The sequence below is a fragment of the Thermoleophilum album genome (assembly GCF_900108055.1).
GTDB classification, from domain to species: Bacteria; Actinomycetota; Thermoleophilia; order Solirubrobacterales; family Thermoleophilaceae; genus Thermoleophilum; species Thermoleophilum album.
Genome location: NZ_FNWJ01000002.1, coordinates 552524 through 571006 on the forward strand (window position 1 = coordinate 552524; position 18483 = coordinate 571006).

The 18483-nt window shown below is 69.8% G+C and carries 15 protein-coding genes; 4 read left to right on the forward strand and 11 right to left on the reverse strand.

Going from position 1 to position 18483, the window contains the following annotated elements:
* Positions 1-12: 12 nt before the first annotated feature.
* The 5 genes from BLW41_RS08750 to BLW41_RS08770 all read right to left on the reverse strand — a co-directional run bounded on the left by BLW41_RS08750 (position 13) and on the right by BLW41_RS08770 (position 8188).
* A complete protein-coding gene (locus tag BLW41_RS08750) occupies positions 13-2718 on the reverse strand; it encodes a penicillin acylase family protein (RefSeq protein WP_177169435.1) in 2706 nt (901 codons plus the stop codon).
* 78 nt (positions 2719-2796) lie between these two features.
* Entirely contained in the window at positions 2797-4470 is a 1674-nt protein-coding gene (gene serA, locus BLW41_RS08755; protein WP_218138353.1) for a phosphoglycerate dehydrogenase, read from the reverse strand.
* The gene (locus BLW41_RS08760; protein ID WP_093118249.1) at positions 4467-5657 is read right to left on the reverse strand and encodes a pyridoxal-phosphate-dependent aminotransferase family protein; all 1191 of its coding nucleotides are present in this window, start codon (positions 5655-5657) and stop codon (positions 4467-4469) included. Before BLW41_RS08760 ends, serA begins: the two co-directional genes overlap by 4 nt.
* Positions 5658-5721: 64 nt before the next feature.
* Positions 5722-6720, reverse strand: coding sequence for a ketol-acid reductoisomerase (ilvC, locus tag BLW41_RS08765; protein ID WP_093118250.1), 999 nt, complete (start codon positions 6718-6720; stop codon positions 5722-5724).
* Position 6721: 1 nt separating this feature from the next.
* The gene (locus BLW41_RS08770) at positions 6722-8188 is read right to left on the reverse strand and encodes a class I adenylate-forming enzyme family protein (RefSeq protein ID WP_177169436.1); all 1467 of its coding nucleotides are present in this window, start codon (positions 8186-8188) and stop codon (positions 6722-6724) included.
* Positions 8189-8300: 112 nt separating this feature from the next.
* On the opposite strand from BLW41_RS08770, the gene menB reads away from it, so the two are divergent.
* From menB to menD, 4 genes are read left to right on the forward strand one after another with little or no spacing between them, the layout of a single operon-like run.
* Positions 8301-9203 carry a 1,4-dihydroxy-2-naphthoyl-CoA synthase gene (menB, locus tag BLW41_RS08775; RefSeq protein WP_093118964.1) on the forward strand — a complete coding sequence of 301 codons (903 nt, stop codon included), beginning with the start codon at positions 8301-8303 and terminating at the stop codon, positions 9201-9203.
* Entirely contained in the window at positions 9200-10108 is a 909-nt protein-coding gene (locus BLW41_RS08780) for a 1,4-dihydroxy-2-naphthoate polyprenyltransferase (RefSeq protein WP_093118254.1), read from the forward strand. The genes menB and BLW41_RS08780 overlap by 4 nt, the downstream gene beginning before the upstream one ends.
* 9 nt (positions 10109-10117) lie before the next feature.
* On the forward strand, positions 10118-11167 hold the full coding sequence (locus BLW41_RS08785) for a mandelate racemase/muconate lactonizing enzyme family protein (RefSeq protein ID WP_093118256.1): 1050 nt from the start codon (positions 10118-10120) through the stop codon (positions 11165-11167).
* The gene (gene menD / locus BLW41_RS08790; RefSeq protein ID WP_093118258.1) at positions 11164-13017 is read left to right on the forward strand and encodes a 2-succinyl-5-enolpyruvyl-6-hydroxy-3-cyclohexene-1-carboxylic-acid synthase; all 1854 of its coding nucleotides are present in this window, start codon (positions 11164-11166) and stop codon (positions 13015-13017) included. Before BLW41_RS08785 ends, menD begins: the two co-directional genes overlap by 4 nt.
* 47 nt (positions 13018-13064) lie before the next feature.
* Here menD and BLW41_RS08795 read toward each other — a convergent pair whose 3' ends face one another.
* The 6 genes from BLW41_RS08795 to BLW41_RS08815 all read right to left on the reverse strand — a co-directional run bounded on the left by BLW41_RS08795 (position 13065) and on the right by BLW41_RS08815 (position 18314).
* A complete protein-coding gene (locus BLW41_RS08795) occupies positions 13065-14501 on the reverse strand; it encodes an isochorismate synthase (RefSeq protein WP_177169437.1) in 1437 nt (478 codons plus the stop codon).
* A gap of 11 nt (positions 14502-14512) precedes the next feature.
* On the reverse strand, positions 14513-15070 hold the full coding sequence (gene ilvN, locus BLW41_RS08800) for an acetolactate synthase small subunit (protein WP_093118262.1): 558 nt from the start codon (positions 15068-15070) through the stop codon (positions 14513-14515).
* A 9-nt stretch (positions 15071-15079) separates the two neighbouring features.
* Positions 15080-16762, reverse strand: a complete 1683-nt coding sequence (gene ilvB, locus BLW41_RS08805; RefSeq protein WP_093118264.1) for a biosynthetic-type acetolactate synthase large subunit — start codon at positions 16760-16762, stop codon at positions 15080-15082.
* A 106-nt stretch (positions 16763-16868) separates the two neighbouring features.
* Positions 16869-17147, reverse strand: coding sequence for a hypothetical protein (locus tag BLW41_RS08810; protein WP_093118266.1), 279 nt, complete (start codon positions 17145-17147; stop codon positions 16869-16871).
* Positions 17148-17149: 2 nt separating this feature from the next.
* Complete coding sequence (locus tag BLW41_RS10985) at positions 17150-17323, reverse strand: hypothetical protein (protein WP_177169438.1); 174 nt, start codon at positions 17321-17323, stop codon at positions 17150-17152.
* A 169-nt stretch (positions 17324-17492) separates the two neighbouring features.
* Positions 17493-18314 carry a GNAT family N-acetyltransferase gene (locus BLW41_RS08815; protein ID WP_177169439.1) on the reverse strand — a complete coding sequence of 274 codons (822 nt, stop codon included), beginning with the start codon at positions 18312-18314 and terminating at the stop codon, positions 17493-17495.
* Between the last annotated feature and the right edge of the window lie 169 nt (positions 18315-18483).

The following is an 18483-nucleotide window of genomic DNA, read 5'->3' on the forward strand; positions in this document are numbered from 1 at the left end:
ACCGACCGCCCCTCAACCCGCCTCCGGCAAGCGGATTACCTGTTCGGGATCGCGTTCGAAGCCGAAGCGATTCATCGGGAAAAAGCCGTAGGCGGCGTAGCGCTCACGCTGATCGGCGAAGTGCGGTGGGTAACGCCCAGCCTGAGCGGCGGCGATGTCGATCGCGGAATCGGCAGCGGCATTCCCGGGAGGAAGGATGTAGCGCCCCTCGCCGGCGCGGGGGTCGACGATCTGCGAGTAGGTTCCGTGGTCGAAACCGGGAATCGGTGGCGGCGCTACGACGCCGAGCGCCGTGAACGACGTTTGCGGGACCTTGCGCAGCCAGCGGCGCATATCGCGGGTCCCGAACTCGGCGGCCAAGCGCTCGATAGCGCTCTTTGCGGCCCGCCTGATCAGTTCGCCCGCGGTCTCCCGTCGCGGTGTCGAGATGTCGTCGACGAACTGGTGAACCAGCCGCTGGCGACCAAGTCGACCGTCGAGCGCGATCTTCAGCAGAGACAAGCGTTGTAACCAGCCGCCGGGCGCAGCGAAGCTACCGCGATCGCTGCTGCCCTTGGCGCCGTCACCGAGCTCGTCGGCGAAGACCAGGCGCAGCAACTCCTCCCAGAAGTAGCGCGGGTACTGGGCGGACGGCAGGTTGAAGTCGTCGGCACCGAAGATCGCGATCGCCGGAGCGTCGTAGAAACCGTCGCCGTCGCGGTCGACGCGGGCGAAACCACTGCGCTGCCACTCGCGCAATAGCGCAAGCGCTTCGGCTAGTTCGGGATCGCGGGAGCGCCGCAACGCACGCTCCAGGATTGCGGCGAAAACCGGTGTGATGCCATCGCGGCGCTCGAGCAGCCGTGGATTCGCGGCCTCCAAATCGTCGCCGTCGGCGCGCCTGATCCGCAGCAAGTCGACGCGGTTCTGCGCCACGCGTGACGCCTGACCGACAGCCACCGCTGAGGAGTTCGGCCACCAGCGGCTCGGCTTGCTTTCGGTGCCTTGATTGACAACGATCAGCTGAGGTCGCGGATCGACCACCCGTGGGAGCTCGCGGGGGCGCAGGAAACCGCGCCATTCGGCGCTGCCGTCACCGGGGGCCGGTAGACGGCGGTCGAAGCCGCGGGAGCGCACCGGCTGCAGCCCGGTCAATCGATACAGGATGTGTCCGCGAGCATCGGCGTAAACCAGGTTGTAGGTGCCGGTCGCAACGTCGGTCGCGCGCTCGAATTCGGCGAGCGAGCGTGCCTTGTTCCAGCCGTCGACGGTGAGCAGTGTGCGCGCCCACATGCCCCGCTGTGCTCGCCGCTGGGTGACTGCGAACCGCCCATCCGGATCGCGCGCCACCACAGGACCGTGCACGGTTTCCTCGATCGTCAGCGTCGACTCGCCGGGAGGCATCGGCCGCTCGCAGAGGGGCGGCACACAGGCACCGATCCGGAACCGCTCCTGGCGCACCGTCATCTGCCGCCACTGACCGCGGTAGAGGTAGGCGCGCCGGTCGCCTGGCTTGAGGCGCTCGACGTAGTTGTCCACCTGCTCGCCGAGGTTCCCGGCCACCAGCGACCAGGCGTGACCGTTGCACCACCCAATGCCGATCCAGGGGCCGAAACCAGGAATCGACATACCGAGACAGTCGCGCTGCGGCGTCCTGATCCCGACCTGCCAGAAGACTGGCGGCGCGGTTAGGCCGGCTTGCGGAGAACCGAGCAGCAGCCCCCCGCCCGACGCAGTGCGTGTGCCGCCAATCGCTACCGCGTAAGAACCGATCTTCGGCAGCGGTAGGCGCTTCAGGACCGCGTCGAGACCCTGCGCCTCGCGCAACCGCTCGTCGACCAGCTTGTCGATCACCGGCGCCAATTCCCGAGCGAGCCGCACCTGCTGCGCTCCCGGCCGCTCCTCCCGCAAGGCGCGTGGTTCGTCATTGCCCTGCCCGGCAGGAATTACCGTCGGGCCGCGGGGATCATCGCGCCACAAAACCTGTGACCAAATCGCCAGCCCCCGGCGCGCGCCGAAACGCTGCTCCAGGCGATCCAGCAGCGCCGCATTGCGCAACTGACCAGCACCACCCTCGCCGGCAAACACGACGTAGCTGAAGAGCATCGCGACGGCCAGCGAATCCTGGGCGCGCCAAGGCTCCGGCCGGTAACCGAGGAGGTCGAAGAGCAACGGCCGGCGCGTCGGATCCGACATCACGACGTCGAATCCCTTCTGCACACCGCGCGCGTACGCTTCCAGCAGCTCGCGGATGTGCTGCGGCAGACGCGCGAACTGGCGCTCGACGTCGGCCGCCTCGTAGAAGTCGCGGCGCATCGCCTCGTCGGCGGGGAGCGCCGACGGACCGAGCAGCTCCGCGGAGCGGCCCTGCGCGAGGAGCCTAATGCCGGCTGTCAGGAACGGGCGCTCGGTAGCGGAGGCGTAACCGACCGCGTACGCGGCCGCCCGTTCGCTGGGCGCGACGATGTGCGACACGCCAAGGCGGTCGCGGAAGATCGTCGCGCCGCTCGAGCGCTCCTGCGCGCTTTGACCCGGTGCGCCAGGGGCGCCGGGCAACAACTCGGAGAGCTCGCTCGGTCCCGGCGTCGGCGGCAGCGGATCGACCACCACGCGCTCGCCGGCGCGCGGCACCACCGCGCCGGCGTTTTCCCGACCGAGCGCTATCCCGCCGGAAGCGGCGCACGCGACAGCGAACAGCGACAGCGCCAGCGCGGCACGACGAAGACCCCCCTGCCCCACGCCGCGAGATTCTCGGCTACTCGCGATACCCGCGCAACCACCAACCGGCGGCGGCCAGTCGGAGCGCCGCGCGACGCCCTACAGGTCGACCGCGCGCCCCTCGTAGAAACCGTCAGCTTCGACCACCTCGGCGATCACCGCGGGGGGCACCGGCTGGTCGGTGGTGACGACCATCACGGCGACGTCGTGGCCGCTCCCTTCGCCGTCCTCTGGGTGCCGGCCGACGGCGGCCGAGACGATGTTGATGCCGTGGCGACCGAGCACCTGGCCGACGTGGCCGAGCATCCCCGGTTGATCGCGGTAGCGGAACAACGCCAGGTGCCGCTCGAGCTGCACGTTGAAGCGCTGCCCCCAGGCCTCCAGCAAGTGTGGGCGGCTGCGCGTCCCCAACACGGTGCCGACGACGCGGACGGCATCGCCGTTCGAGCGCACCGTCACCCGCACCAGGTCGGTGAAGTCGCGCGCGCGCGTCTCCTTGAGCTCGGAGACCGCGATCCCGCGCTCCTCGGCTAGCGCGGGGGCGTTCACGAGGTTCACTTCCTCCTCGGTGCGTCCCCGCAAGATGCCCTCTAGCACCGCGACCGTCAGCAGCCTCGTATCGCGCTCCGCGATGCGGCCCCGCAACTCCACCTCGACACGCTCGATCGCCGCCCCGCCCGCCAGCTCCACCGCGATCCGGCCGAGATGGCGACAGAGCGGCACGAACGGCCCCAGTAGCTCGAGGTCCTCGGCCCCGACCGAGGGGATGTTGACCGCCGTCGTGACCACGCCGCCGGTCAGCGCCGCCACCACCTGCTCCGCCGTCTGCACGCCGGCGCGGTCTTGGGCCTCGGTAGTCGATGCCCCAAGGTGCGGGGTCACCACCACGTTGTCGTACCCGAACAAGGGATGCTCGGTGAGCGGCTCCTGGGGGAAGACGTCGAGCGCGGCGCCCGCTAGCCGACCTGAGTCAAGGGCTTCCTTGAGGGCGTCCAGGTCGACGAGCTCGCCACGCGCGCAGTTCACCAGGTAGGCACCCTCGCGCATCCGAGCGAGCGCGGCCGCGTCGACGATCCGCTCGGTCTCCGGTGTGCGCGGCAGGTGCAACGAAAGGAAGTCGGCGCGTGCGTAGACGTCCTCAGGCCGCTCGGCTCGCTCCACCCCCAACTCGCGGAAGCGTTCGCTCGAGACGTACGGGTCGTAGGCGACGACTTGCATTCCGAAGGCCCGCGCGCGAGCCGCGACGAGCCGCCCGATGCGCCCGAAACCGAGAATCCCGAGCGTCTTCTCGTAGAGCTCGGTACCTGAAAAGCGGGAGCGTTCCCAGCGTCCGGAAACCAACGAAGCGTGCGCCTGCGGAACGCGGCGCGCAACCGCGAGCATCAACGCGAGCGTGTGCTCGGCGGCCGCCACCACGTTCGACTGCGGCGCGTTGCAAACGATGATCCCTCGCCGCGTCGCCGCCTCCACGTCGACGTTGTCGACACCGATGCCGGCGCGCCCGATCACACGCAGGCGTTCCGCGCGAGCGATCAGGTCGGCGTCGAGGCGCGTGCCGGAACGGATCACGATGCCGTCGAACTCGCCGATACGCCGCCGCAGCGTGTCGGCGTCCCAGTCGGTCGCCACCACCACCTCGCAGTGCTGCGCAAGCAGCTCGATGCCCGACTGCGCGATCTTCTCGGCAACGAGCACGCGCGGGCGCTGCTTACCCGCACCGTCGCCGGCCAGAGCCGCGCCGCTGGTGCCGACCGCCTGCTCGCTCGCGCTCACGCTGGCTGCGCGGCGGGCACCCCCGCCTCGACGAACACGCGCTGCGCGGCCGCCACCCCGCTACCCAGCTCGACCTCGTAGCCGAGCTCGAGCAGGGTCATCTCGAGCCCCGCGATGGTGGTCACGATGTCGAACGCTCCGAAGTAGCCGCAGTGGGCGATCCGCGCGATCTTGCCTTTCAGCTTGCCCTGACCGCCGGCGATCGTGATCCCGTACTTGTCGCGCATCAACTTCGGTATGCGCGAGCCGTCGATTCCCGCCGGCACGCGCAACGCGGTGACGACGTTGGCGCCGTCGTCGTCCGGCCCGAACAGCTCGAGTCCGAGGGCGCGCACCGCCGAACGGGTGGCCCGGCCGAGCAAGCGATGACGCTCCAGTACCCGGTCCAAACCCTCGGCTTCGATCAGCCCGAGCGCGGCGTCGAGACCGAGCAGGAGGCTCACCGCCGGCGTGAACGGGCTGTCCGGGGGATCCTTGCGCTGACCAGCGACGGTGGCCGACCAGTCGAAGTAGAAGCGGCGCCCCGGCGCTGCCTGCGCGCGCTCGAGTGCGCGCTCGTTGGCGCTCGCAAAGCCAAGCCCGGGCGGTGCCATCAAGGCCTTCTGGGAGCCCGAGACCACAACGTCGATCCCCCACGCGTCCTGCTCGCAGGGCACAGCGCCTAGCCCCGAGACGGCGTCCACGCAGATCAGCGCGCCGTGCGCGTGGGCGACCTCGGCCAGCGCGCGGACGTCGTTGACGACACCGGTCGACGTTTCGGAGAGCGTGGTGAAGACGACGGTCGCGCCGCCGCTGCGCGCGAGCGTCGCGTCGAGCTCGACGGGATCCACCTTGTTGCCCCAGCCGGCGTCGTAGTGCACGAGCTCGGCGCCGTAGGCACGGCACAACTCCGCCCAGCGCTCCCCGAACTTCCCGCAGGAAGCGACCACGCAGCGCTCGCCGGGGCGCACCAGGTTGGCGACCGCGGACTCCATCGCTCCTGTACCGGAGGAAGCAAAGACGAGCACGTCGTTGCTTGTGCAGAAGACGCTGCGGAGCCGTTCAAGCACGCGCGCGTAAACCTCGATGAAGGCGGGCGCGCGGTGGTAGAGCATCGGCTGCGCCATCGCCGACTCCACCTCTGGTGGCAGCGGCGTCGGCCCGGCCGTCATCAGATACTGCTTGATGTAGGGATTTGCCGGGGCCATCGCTGGCGAGATTACCGGAGCCCGTGGGCGACCCACTCGGTGGGCGCGGTGCCGCCGCGGAGCGCTAGCCGCGGTTGGCGATCCACGGCATCATCGCGCGCAGCTCGCGCCCGACCTGCTCGATCTGGTGCCGCTTACCCTCCTCGCGCAGACGCTGGAAGTTCTCGCCGCCAGCGCGGTTCTCGGCGATCCACTCGCGCGCGAACTCGCCCGACTGGATCTCCGCGAGGATCTCCTTCATCGCCCGGCGCGACGGCTCACCGATGACCCGCTTACCGCGCGTCAGGTCGCCGTACTCAGCGGTGTTGGAAATCGAGTGACGCATGCCGGTGATGCCGCCCTCGTACATCAGGTCGACGATCAGCTTCAGCTCGTGCAGACACTCGAAGTAGGCGAGCCGCGGGTCGTAGCCGGCCTTCACGAGCGTCTCGAAGCCGGCGCGCACGAGCTCCGTTAACCCCCCGCAGAGAACCGCTTGCTCACCGAAGAGGTCCGTCTCCGTCTCTTCCCGGAAGGTCGTCTCGATCACCCCCGCTCGGGTGCAGCCGATGCCCTTGGCGTAGGCGAGCACCAACTCGCGGGCCTGACCGGTCGCATCCTGGTGAACGGCGGCGAGCCCGGGCACGCCCTTTCCCTCCTGAAACTGTCGGCGTACCAAGTGGCCGGGGCCTTTGGGCGCGACCATGCCGACGTCGACATCGCTCGAAGGTTCGATCTGGCCGTAGTGGATCGAGAAACCGTGGGCGAACAGCAGCAAGTTGCCCGGCGCGATTCCCTCCCGGATCTCCCTCTCCCAAACCTCGGCTTGACGCTCGTCAGGGATCAAAATCATCACGACGTCGCCCTCGCGCGCGGCATCCGCCACCGGTAGTACGCGCAGGCCCTCGCGTTCGGCCTCGGCGCGCGAAGACGATTCGGGGCGCAGACCGACGACCACGTCGACGCCCGAGTCGCGCAGGTTCAAAGCATGCGCGTGACCCTGGGAGCCGTAGCCGATGATCGCGACGGTCTTGCCCCGCAGCTTCTCGAGATCGGCGTCCTTGTCGTAAATCATCGCCGGCACTCTATCCCGCCGCCTGCGCGAGGCTGCGGGCGAGCGCGGTCAGCGCGGACCGGTCGATCTTGCCGGTCGCGGTCCGCGGCAGCGCGGCAACCGTGAAGACCCGCTTTGGCACCTTGTAACGCTCAAGGCGCCGACGACAAAAGCTACGGACCGACTCCGTGAGCTCGGCGTCGCTGCCTAGCGCTCGCGAGCGCGCCCGCCGCACCACCAGCGCCACGAGCAGCTCACCCCACTCCGGGTCCGGTACCCCCGCGACGCCCACCTCGGCGATCTGCTCGTGCTCCTCAAGTACTCGCTCGACCTCTTCCGGGGAGACGTTCTCGCCACCGGTGATCACGATGTTTTTGAGGCGGCCGCGGACGTGGAGACGGCCGGCGCGGTCAAGAAAGCCCACGTCACCGGTGTGCAACCAACCTTCGCGGTCGGTGGCGGCCGGCGACACCATCGGTCCCCGCACGAGGATTTCGCCGGACTGTTTGGTGCCTTCGATCCTCAGTTCGACACCAGGCAGCGGCTCCGCCCCCTCTTCGCCAGGACGTGCGAGGGCGATCATCGAAGCCGTCTCGGTCATGCCGTAGGCGCGGTAGACACCGATACCGAGCTGCTCGGCGACGCGAAGCAGCTGCGAAGGGACCGGTGCGCCGCCAAGCAAAAGCCGCGACATCTGGTCCGCCCCGGAAGGCTCCAGTAGGGGCAAGAGCCGGGCCAGCATTGTTGGCACCAGCGAGCAGAAGGAGATTTCCCCGCCGCGCAGGCGGTCGGCCACCAAACGCGGGACGAAGCGCTCGTGAAGTTCCACGCCGCCGCCGCTGACCAGCGCGCGAAACAGGATCGCAAGGCCGCCAACGTGGAACATCGGCATCACCGCGAGCCAACGATCGGTAGCAACGAGCGCGAGCGCCGCGACCGTCGCTTCGGCGCTCGCCAAGTACTGCTTGCTCCACAACGGCACCGCTTTGGGTCGGCCACCGCTGCCGGAGGTGAAGACCACCGTCAGCGGCGCTGGCGCAGCTTTCGCCGAGGGCGCGACGCCGCCCAGGCGCGCGAGACGCGGATCGGTGCCTGTCTGCGGAACCACCAGCCACGTCGCCTGCGCTGCGGTGGCCCGCGCTTCCCAGATTTCCCGAGGAGCCGAAGGGTCGAGCGCGACGATCGTCGCGCCGAGCGCCGCCGCGGCCCAGAGCAGCGCGACCGACTCGATCGATGCGGAGAGCGGCACGGCGAGCCGCTCGCCAGGCGCCACCCCGCGGGCGCGCAGGTCCGCGAGCGTTTTTTGCACGAGACCGTGCAGATCGCGCCAGGAGTAGGTGGCGCCGGCGTGCGTCAAGGCCACGTGGTCGCCAAACAGGCGAGCGTTGCGGTCAAGCAACGCACTAACCGACCGCGCCCGGTCGCCGTCGACGGCGACCGAGGTCCCGCAACCACGCTCCCCCGCGGGCGTCGGCGGGCGTCTCGGATCGGAGCTCACAACCTCAGCTTGGCACGCCGACCGCGCCGCCGACGAACGCCCAGCACCGGCTACCAGACTGCCGCTGGTTCGATCGAAGGAGCGCGGTCGCCTGTATTTTTCGGGCCCAGAGATGGCCGCCACGGACCGCCAAGCACGCGCCGCCTGGGCCGACGCACAGGCCAAGCGAACGATCCTTCCGGGCGCGGACTGGCAAGCGGCGGCGCAGTACGAGGACATCCGTTACGAGCTGGCGGACGGCATCGCAAAGATCACGATCGACCGCCCCGAAGTTCGTAACGCGTTCCGCCCGAAAACGGTGGTCGAGCTCGCCGACGCCTTCGAGCGCGCCCGCGAGGATCCGGACGTCGGCGTGATCATCCTCACCGGCGAGGGACCTTTGGCCTTCTGCTCCGGCGGCGATCAGCGCGTGCGCGGCGAGTCCGGGTACGTCGGTCAGGAGGACGCCGCGGGCAGACGCGGCGTCGGCCGCTTCCACGTGACGGACCTACATATTCAGATGCGCCGTCTGCCGAAGCCGATCGTGGCGATGGTCGCGGGCTACGCGGTCGGCGGTGGTCACGTCTTGCACCTGCTGTGCGACCTCACGATCGCTGCCGACAACGCCCGCTTCGGCCAGAGCGGTCCCCGCGTCGGCAGCTTCGACGGCGGTTACGGCGCCGGCTTGCTGGCGCGGACCATCGGGCTCAAGCGGGCGAAAGAGATCTGGTTCCTCTGCCGCCAGTACGACGCCGAGCAGGCACTGCGCATGGGGCTGGTGAACGCCGTCGTGCCGGTGGAGCAGCTGGAGATCGAGACCGTGCGCTGGTGTCGCGAGATGCTCGAGCTCTCCCCCTTCGCGCTGCGTCTTCTGAAGGCGAGCTTCAACGCCGCCGACGATGGGCTCGCCGGGATCCAGCAGCTCGCGCACGACGCCAACCTGCTCTTCTACATGAGCGAAGAGGCCCAGGAGGGACGCGACGCCTACCTCGAGGGCCGCCGCCCCGACTTCGGTCGCTTCCCGCGCCGCCCGTGACGGGCGAGGCGACGCGCGCTGCACCCTCTACCGCGCGGCTTTGGCTGCTCGCAGCGCGACCGCGTACGCTCCCTGCGGCGGTCGCGCCGGTGCTCGTCGGAACCGCGCTCGCAGCGCGCGACGGCTACTTTTCACTGCCGCGCTTCCTCGCCGCGCTCAGCGGCTCGCTGCTGATCCAGATCGGCACGAACCTCGCCAACGACTACTCCGACGCCAGGCGCGGCGCCGACCGCGAAGATCGACTCGGACCGGTGCGCGTGACGGCTGGCGGCTTGTTGCCGCCGCGTCGCGTGTTGACCGGCGCCTGGGTCGCCTTCGCCGCAGCGGTCGCGTGCGGTCTCTACCTGACTGCGGTTGCCGGGATCTGGGTGTTGGTGATCGGCATCGCGTCGATCCTGGCCGGCGTTCTCTACACGGGGGGGCCGCGCCCCTACGGCTACGCCGGGCTCGGCGAGCTCTTCGTCTTTGTGTTCTTCGGTCTCGTAGCGGTCGGTGGCTCGTACTACGTGCAGGTAGAGCGACTCGACCTGGCCGCCGTACTGCTGGGGGTACCGGTAGGTCTGCTGGCGGCAGCGATCCTCGTGGTCAACAACGTGCGCGACATGGAGACCGACCGCCGCGCCGGCAAGATCACGCTGGCGGTGCGACTCGGGCGTCAGCGCGCACGCCGTTTGTACGCGACGATGATTGCGCTGGCCCTGGCGCTGCCGGTCGCCTATGTAGCGGCGGGCACCGTGCCGGCGTTGGCGCTGGTGTCGCTGCTCGCCGCACCGCTCGCCCGCCGGCCCCTGGTTGCCGTCTTCCAAGCGACTGATGGACCGACCTTGAACGAGGCCCTCGCTGCCACCGGGCGGCTGCTAGCGGCCCACGCAACGCTGCTTGCGGCCGCGCTGCTCCTAGCCTGACAGCTACCAATGCGTCCCTTGCTTCGCCGCGTGTGGCGTCTCGAGCTCCCGCTCGAGACGCCGTTCATCAGCGCCACCGGCGTGCTGCGCTCGCGCCTGCTGTTCTTGCTCACCCTGACCGATGGCGAGACCTGCGGGATTGGCGAGGCTGCGCCGCTGCCGGCCTATGACGGCAGCAACCCGCAGCAGGTGCTCGTCGCGCTGACGAGTCGCCGCGGTCGCCGGCCTCCCCAAGCGCGCGCCTGCGAGGAGCTCGCTCGCCTCGACCTAGAAGCACGGCGAGCTGGTAGCGCACTCTGCCACGTAGTCGCGGAGACGGTGCCGGTTAACGTGACGCTGACCGCCGGACCTGCAGAAGAGGTCGCTGAGCGAGCGCGCCAAGGCGTCCGTGCGGGCTTTTCAACTTTCAAGCTGAAAGTCGGCCTACCGGACGATCTTGAGCGGGTGGCGGCGGTGCGCGCAGCGGTCGGCTCGTGGCCGGCGTTGCGTGTCGACGCCAACGGGCGCTGGTCGGTCGACGAGGCGGTGGCCACGATTCGACGTCTCGAGCGCTTCGACCTGGAGCTTGTCGAGCAGCCGTGTCGCACACTCGAGGAGCTGCGCGAAGTGCGCACACGTGTTTCGGTGCCGATCGCCGCCGACGAGGCGGTTGCGGACGCACGCGACGTGCAGCGGGCAGCGGCTCTTGAAGCGTGCGACGCGGTTTGCGTCAAACTCTCGCGGGCAGGCGGTGTACGGGCCGCCCGCGAGGCGATCGAAGCGGCTCGCGAGGCTGGTCTCGAGCCGTACCTGGCAAGCAGCCTCGACGGACCTTGGGGTCTCGCAGCCGCCCTTCAGCTGGCCTCCGAGCAGCGGCTACGCCTTGCCTCGGGACTCGCCACTCTCAGCCTCTTCAGCGGCCCGGTGAGGGCGCTGCTGCCATCGCCTGCCAACGGCGTCGCACCCGTTCCCGCCGGGCCGGGCCTAGGAGTGCCGTGCGACGAGGCAACGCTTCGCGGGCTCGGCGCTGAGGTGGTTGCGGAGACCGCAGCGACGAGCGGGGCGCGGAGGGTGACATGAGTGATCGCCAGCCGACCGTCGACGAGCCCGGCGTGGCGCGCAGGTGGTTGGACAACCCGACCTACGAGCCGCTCATCGCGTTCGCCGACGAGCTCGCGCGGCTCGGTTTGGCGCTCGCTGTGACGAGCCCGGGGTCGCGCAACGCACCGATCGCGTTGTCGCTCGCTGGCACCGCGGGAGTGCCCGCCATCTCGGTCTTAGACGAGCGCTGTGCCGGCTTCTTCGCGGTCGGCGCCGCGCGTGCCTCGGCACGGCCTGCGGCTGTGACCGTCACGTCGGGCACGGCCGCCGCCAACCTGCATCCCGCGGTCGCGGAGGCCGCTCAGGGGAACGTGCCGCTGCTGCTGTTGACTGCTGATCGGCCACCCGAGCTGCGCGAGACGGGAGCGGGACAGGCAATCGACCAACTGGGACTTTTCGGCAGCGCGGTGCGCTGGTTCGTCGAGGTCGGCAACCACCCCCCCGGTAGTGACGCGCTGCTCTACCACCGCTCGCTCGCCTGTCGCGCGTACGCGCGGACTCTGGCCCCGCGTCCCGGTCCGGTCCACCTCAACTTTCCGCTGCGTGAACCGCTCGCACCGGCGCCCGCTCCGACGAGCGCACCCTCCGCTCGGGATCTGCGTGAGGGCCGTCCCCTGCCGGCCGCCTGGCAGGAGGTCGCCCTGGCCCCGCCGACGCCACCGTCAGCGCTCGTCGAGCGCCTCGCCGGGCGCCTGCACAGCGTCGAGCGGGGCCTCGTCATCTGCGGTCACTTGGCCGCGAGCGCAGACGCCGCCCGCGCGATCGCGGCCCTGGCGGCGCAGCTAGGTTGGCCGCTGCTCGCCGAACCGACTTCGGGGCTCCGCCTCGGCGCGCACGTTCCCGACTGCGCTGTGCACCACTACGACCTCTTGCTGTCCGACGACGGCCTGCGTCGCGCTCTCGCACCGGAGCTCGTGCTGCGTTTCGGGGAGACCCCGACCTCGAAGCCGCTGCGCGCGGCGCTCAGCGAGTGGCCGCAGATCGTTTGCGACCCGTGGCTCGCTTGGCACGAGCCGACGCGACGCGCCGAGCTCGTGGTTGCATCGGACCCACATGCGCTAGCCAGCGCGTTGCTCGCGGCGCTCGCCGACCAACGGAGAATAAGCGCAAGCGCCCGGACCGCCCGCCCGCTGCTTGGTAACGCCCGCAACGGTTGGCTTGCGCGCTGGCGAGCAGCCGACGCGGCCGTCGCCGAGCTCATAGCCGACCACTTGCGGCGGTGCCTCACCCGCGGCGAACTCGACCAGCCGGCGGTCGCTGCGACGCTGGCCGACGCGCTCGGTGACGGTGCGCTTTTGTGGTTGTCGAGCTCCCTGCCGATCCGCGAGGTCGAGGCCTTCGCGCGTGGGCGCCGCGTCGACGTAGCGGTGCTCGCGAACAGGGGCGCGAACGGGATCGACGGCGTCGTCTCTTCCTGCGCCGGTGCCGCTCTCGCCTCGGGGCGCCGGCCGTTTCTGTTGATCGGCGAGCTAGCGCTGCTGCACGACCTCGGCGGTCTGGTCGCAGCACGCGCCGCCGGTGTCGCAATGACCGTGGTCTGCGTCGACAACGGCGGGGGCGGCATCTTCGACTTCTTGCCGGTCGCCGAGCACACGCCCCGCGACCTCTACGAGCGCCACGTCGCGACCCCCCATCCCCTCGACTTCGAGGCGATCGCCCGCCTCGCCGACCTCCCGTTGGTCGAGGCCCGCGAGCCGCAGCAGCTGCTTGCTGCGCTGCGCGAACCGAGCCTGATCCGAGTCCGCAGCGAGCGTCCCCGCAACCGTCTCGTACACCGCGAGCTGCGCCAGCGCGCGGCGAGCGTCGCCCGCCGCGCACTGGGGATCTGATCGCGCGGATCGGCCGGCGCGCCGGCAGCCTGCGCTTCCCCGACGCTTCAGCCGAACAGCGGCAGCAGCGCCCCCAGCTTCGCCTCGGTCTCCGCTAGTTCGTCCGCCGGATCGGAAGCGGGCACGATCCCGCAGCCCGCGAACAGGCGGGCGGTTGCACCCCGCACCAGGGCGCAGCGCAGCGCAACCGCCAGCTCGCCGCCACCTTCGCGATCCACCATTCCGATAGCCCCGGCGTACCAGCCACGATCGAGCCCTTCGAGAGCCGGTATCACGGCCGCCGCGCGGTCTCGCGGCTCGCCACCGACCGCCGGGGTCGGGTGCAGGTGCCCGGCGAGTTCGAGCAGCGTCAGCGGCTCCCGGAGCTGCGCTCGGATCGGCGTCGCCAGGTGCTGGACGTTGTGTACACGCACTATTTGCGGCTGCTCGGCGAGGGTCACCCAGAGCGCTACTGGGGCGAGCGCTTGCGCGATCCGCCGCGCGACGATTTCGTGCTCGACACGCTGTTTTGGATCCCGCACCAAGCGCTCGCCGAGGTGCCGATCCACCGCTGGGTCGGCGCTGCGCCGAGCGGTGCCGGCGAGCGCGACCGTCTGCAGTCGCAGCCCCTCCCGCCGCACCAACAGCTCGGGACTAGCACCGAAAAAGGCGCTCTGGCCGCGCGCGACCAAGAAGCAGTAACAGGACGGAAACAGTTCACGCAGTGCGCAGTGCAGGGCGAGCGGGTCGAGCGGTTGCCGCGCATCGACGCGGACTTGTCGCGCCAGCACCACCTTCTCGAGCCCCCGTCCGCGCATCATCGCCGTGGCTCGCCGCACTGACTCTTCGAAATGCTCGGGTGCAAGCACGCTCGTGATGCGCGGCGCTCCAAGCGGGCTCGGGTCGAGCAGCGGGGCGCTCGGCATCCGCCCCCCATCGAGCAGCTCAGCTAGCGCGCACAGGCGCCTCTCCAGCGTGCCGTCGTGCAGCGCACGCGGTCGTCCGGTGCGGGCTTGCACAACCAGCCACGCGCGTCCCCCTTCGCGCACTAGCAGCAGCTCCGGAAACGCGAACTCAAGCGAGGCGAAGTCGTCCCACTCCGGTGAGCTGGCACCGTCCGCGGCGAACGCGAAGCCGCCGAGCGCGAGCGGGGCGAGCGGGGCGTCCGCGGTCGTAACGTCCGCATCGATGCGCGCGCCACGCACCGCCGCCCGCCAGGCCGCCGCCGCCCGCTCGAACCGCTCCCCGCCGCTTGCGGCGATGCGACCTACCGACCCGACTCCGGCGATCGCGAAGCCCCGGCGGTCTGGTACCTCGAGAGCGAGGAACGGCTCGCCCGCTCCCCGCAACCGCCACGCCAAGAGCGTGGGGTCGATGGCGGCGTTGAGTTCGCGCACCACGCATGCGAGGGGGTTGACGACGCGAGCTCGGCGCGCTGGCGTCGCGCACAACCCGCGGAGCGCCGCAAGCGCCTCGGTGAGCTGCGGCGCGACCGCGCTGCCCACCGGCGTGACGTTCAGGTCGCGGAGCGCCCGCGCGCGACCGCGATCTCGCCGGTGCGCACCATCTCGATCAGCCCGAACGGCTTCACGAGCTCTTCGAAGGCCTCGATCTTGTCGTCCGTACCGGTGAGCTCGACGACGATCGAGCGGCGCGAGATGTCGACGACATGCCCGCGGAAGATGTCGGCTAGCTGCATCACCTGGGCGCGACTCTCGGGGTCGGCAGCGATCTTGAACAACGCGAGTTCTCGCCGGACACTCTCCTCCGGCTCGAGATCACGGATCTTGATCACGTTGACCAGCTTGTGGAGCTGCTTGGTGACCTGATCGATCGGATGCTGCGCGCCGTCGACCGTCAGCGTGATCCGCGAGAGAGTCGTGTCCTGGGTGGGCCCGACCGCTAGCGAGTCGATGTTGAAACCACGGCGTGCGAACAACCCGGCGATGCGAGCCAACACTCCCGGCTTGTTCTCGACCAACAGGGAGAGCGTGTGCCGACGACCGGTACGCAGACCACCGGTCGCCTGCAGACGGTCGAGGTCGAGGATCTCGCTGGTGGCGGGCTCCCCCATCGCCGCTCCTCAGCCCACCATCTCGCGCGCCGGCGCCCCGGCGGGAATCATCGGGAAGCAGTTCTCCTCGCGGGTCACGTGCACGTCGAGAACCACCGGACCGTCGTGTTCGATCGCCTCGCGCATCGCGTCAGCGAGCTCGTTCTTGTCGGTGCAGCGCATCCCTTTGCAGCCAAACGCCTCGGCGAGCTTCACCCAGTCGGGGCTCGGCCCCATCTCGACGGCGCAGTAACGGCGGTTCCAGAACAGCTCCTGCCACTGCCGGACCATCCCCAGGTAGCCGTTGTTCATGATGAACACCTTGACGGGGATGTTTTCGGTCACGCAGGTGGCGAGCTCCTGGACCGTCATGATCAACGAACCGTCGCCGGCCACACAGATGACGGTCTCGTCGGGTCGCGCAACCTTCGCGCCCATCGCCGACGGCAGGCCGAAACCCATGGTCCCGAGGCCGCCCGAATTGATCCACTGGCGCGGCCGCTTGAACTTGTAGTACTGGGCGCACCACATCTGGTGCTGCCCGACGTCGGAGGTGATGATCGCGTCGCCCTGCGTGACCTCGTAGAGCGTTTCGATCATCCGCTGCGGCTTGATCTCCGCGTCTGGAGTGTCGTCGTAGCGCAGCGGGTACTTCTTCTGCCAACCGCGGATGCGCTCCCACCAGGCATCTAACCGCTTGGGGTCGGCACCGAGCGCCCGATACTCGGCAGTTAGCTTCGGCAGCACCTTCTTGGCATCGCCGACGATCGGGATGTGGGCGGGAACGTTCTTCGAGATCTCGGCCGGGTCGATGTCGATGTGTACGAACTTCGCGCGGGGCGCGAACTCCGAGAGCTTGCCGGTGACCCGATCGTCGAAGCGCGCACCGATCGCGACGATCAAGTCGGCCTCGTCCATCGCGTAATTGGCGGCGCGCGTACCGTGCATCCCGAGCATCCCAAGGAACTGCGGGTGGTCGCCGGGCAGCGCGCCGAGCCCCATCAAGGTGAGCGTGACCGGGAAGTTGTCGGAGCTGCAGAACTGACGGAACTCCTCGGCAGCGTTCGCGTTGATGATGCCGCCGCCGCCATAGATCACCGGACGCCGAGCGTTCGCCAGCGCCTTGGCGGCGAGGCGGATCTGCTTGGCGTTGCCCTCGGTGGTGGGTTGGTACCCAGGGAGCGAGATTTTGTCGAGGTCGATCGGTTCGTAGGGGATATCGGCCCGCGAGAGGTCCTGCGGGATATCGACGAGCACGGGACCGGGGCGGCCGGTACGCGCGATGTGGAACGCCTCGTGGATCGTGCGGGGGATCTCGCGGGGATCTTGGATCAAGAAGGAGTGCTTGACGATCGGCATGGTGATGCCGGTTACGTCAGCCTCCTGGAAACCGTCGGTGCCGATCAGTTCAGTACGCACCTGGCCGGTGATGAACACGCAAGGCACCGAGTCCATGTGCGCGTCGGCGATCGGCGTGACCAGGTTGGTGGCTCCCGGCCCGGAGGTCGCAAGCGCCACGCCCACCTTTCCGGAGGCCTTCGCGTACCCCTCGGCGGCGTGCCCCGCACCCTGCTCGTGGCGGCACTGAATGTGGCGGATCCCGGCGTCGTAGAGGGCGTCGTAGGTCGGCAAATTGGCGCCGCCGGGGATGCCGAAGAGATGCTCGACCCCCTCCGCCTTGAGACACTCGATGATCGCGTCGACAGCTCGCATTCGCCGCTCGCATCGGTGCGCATCGCCCCCTAGCGTGCGCCCGGCGCAGGCGAGTGTACCAGCGGCTCGACGACCCCCGATCGCGGTCAGCGAGCGGCCGCGACACTCAGGCTGGCGGCTCGGAGAGCTCGCTCGGCGGCGGCAGGTCGAGCCCGCAGCGCATGCACACCTGGTCGGAGATCGGCAACGACACGCCGCAACCAGGACAGGCGCGACGCGGCTCGAGTCGCTCGGAGCGGTAGAGCAGCGCCGCGACGGTGCCAAGCAGTGGCAGCACCGCGCCGATCAGAAACCAAATGAGGAACGAGCTGCCCTTGATGCGCCCGACGATCCCCGCGGAGAGCCCGCAGAAGAAGGCGATCGCCAGGTAAGCCCCGCCGGCCACGGTCAGCGCGCCGCGAGGGCGAACCAGAACAGCGCTGCGGCGACGATCACCGCCGCGACCAACCACGCGAAGAAGACGACCGCGCCCAGCACGAGCTTGAACAGCAACCAACCGAGCACCGCGAGCAGCAGGAAGGAGGCCAGCGCACTGCGGTGTCCGCGCAACCTTGAGCGCACACCGCAAGTCTGGCATGGCCAGGTGCCTTGTACGACCAGCTAGCTCGCACGACCAGCGAGCCTGTGCGACCAGCTGCCGTCACGACTGACTGGCTGCCGACTGCCTGGCTGTCACACCCGCGGGCGCAGCGGTCGCCGCCCGCGACGGCCGTGTGACCCTTTAGAGCATTTAGAGCAGCACCGGCGGCTGCACTGGCAGGTAGCGGTCGGTGGCGGGCAGCGGCACCGACGAGAGCACCCAGTTGGTCGCCGCAACACGGAAGCCGAGCACGTGCAGGCGACGCAGCAACCACCAGCTGGCGGTGCTGCAACGCACCTCGAGCGCCTCCCTATCGCAGGTACTTGCGACGCGGTCGAGGGCAGCCAGGACGACCGGCACCAGCTCTTCCGCCGACCACGCGACGGCAGGTCCGATGTCGCCGTCGGCGCTCACCCAACAAACGGCGCGCGGCGTCGAGCCGTGCCCGAGCAAGCCGAGGCAGACGCGCGACCGCCCGAACCACTCGTGCAACCACGGCCGCGCGTAGCCGAGCGCCGGCGGTTCCAGCTCACGCCAGGCCTCGAGAGCGGTTGCAAGCTCCAACACGTGCACCGGCACGCGTTGTTCGTCGACGCGCTCGCTTGCCCGTCGCTCGCGGTAGGCAGCGGCGGGTAAGCGCAGCTGCCAGCTGCCAGCTACTGGCATTACGCCGAACGACATGAACAGGCCGAGGTCGCGTGCCGCACCCGGCACGACCGCGAGGCGGCCGAGCTCCGGGGTCGGCGTACCGGGCCACGCCGCCTCGAGCAGCCGCCGCGCGATGCCGCGCCCCGCGTACTCCCGCGCGACAGTGAGCTCGAGCGCTTCCTCCATCCCCTCGAAGCGGGTGGTGCGCAGCACACCGACAAGCTCCCCCGCGCGTTCGCACAGCCAGAAGGACGCGCCCGGCTGCGCGGCCAGAAACTCCTGAAGCCCGGCCTCCTGCTCCCATGGTCGCGTTCTAGCTGCCAAGCTCGCGCTCGCCACATCGCACTGATCGCGCCACGCCTTGGCAGCAGCGCGCGCAAACTCGTGCGCACGCCGGAGCTCCGTAATACGTCCGCGACGTACAGCGACGCCTTCGCCGTCAGCGAGCGTCAAGTCGCGCCTCCGGCGCGCGGCGTGCCACGATCGCTAGTTG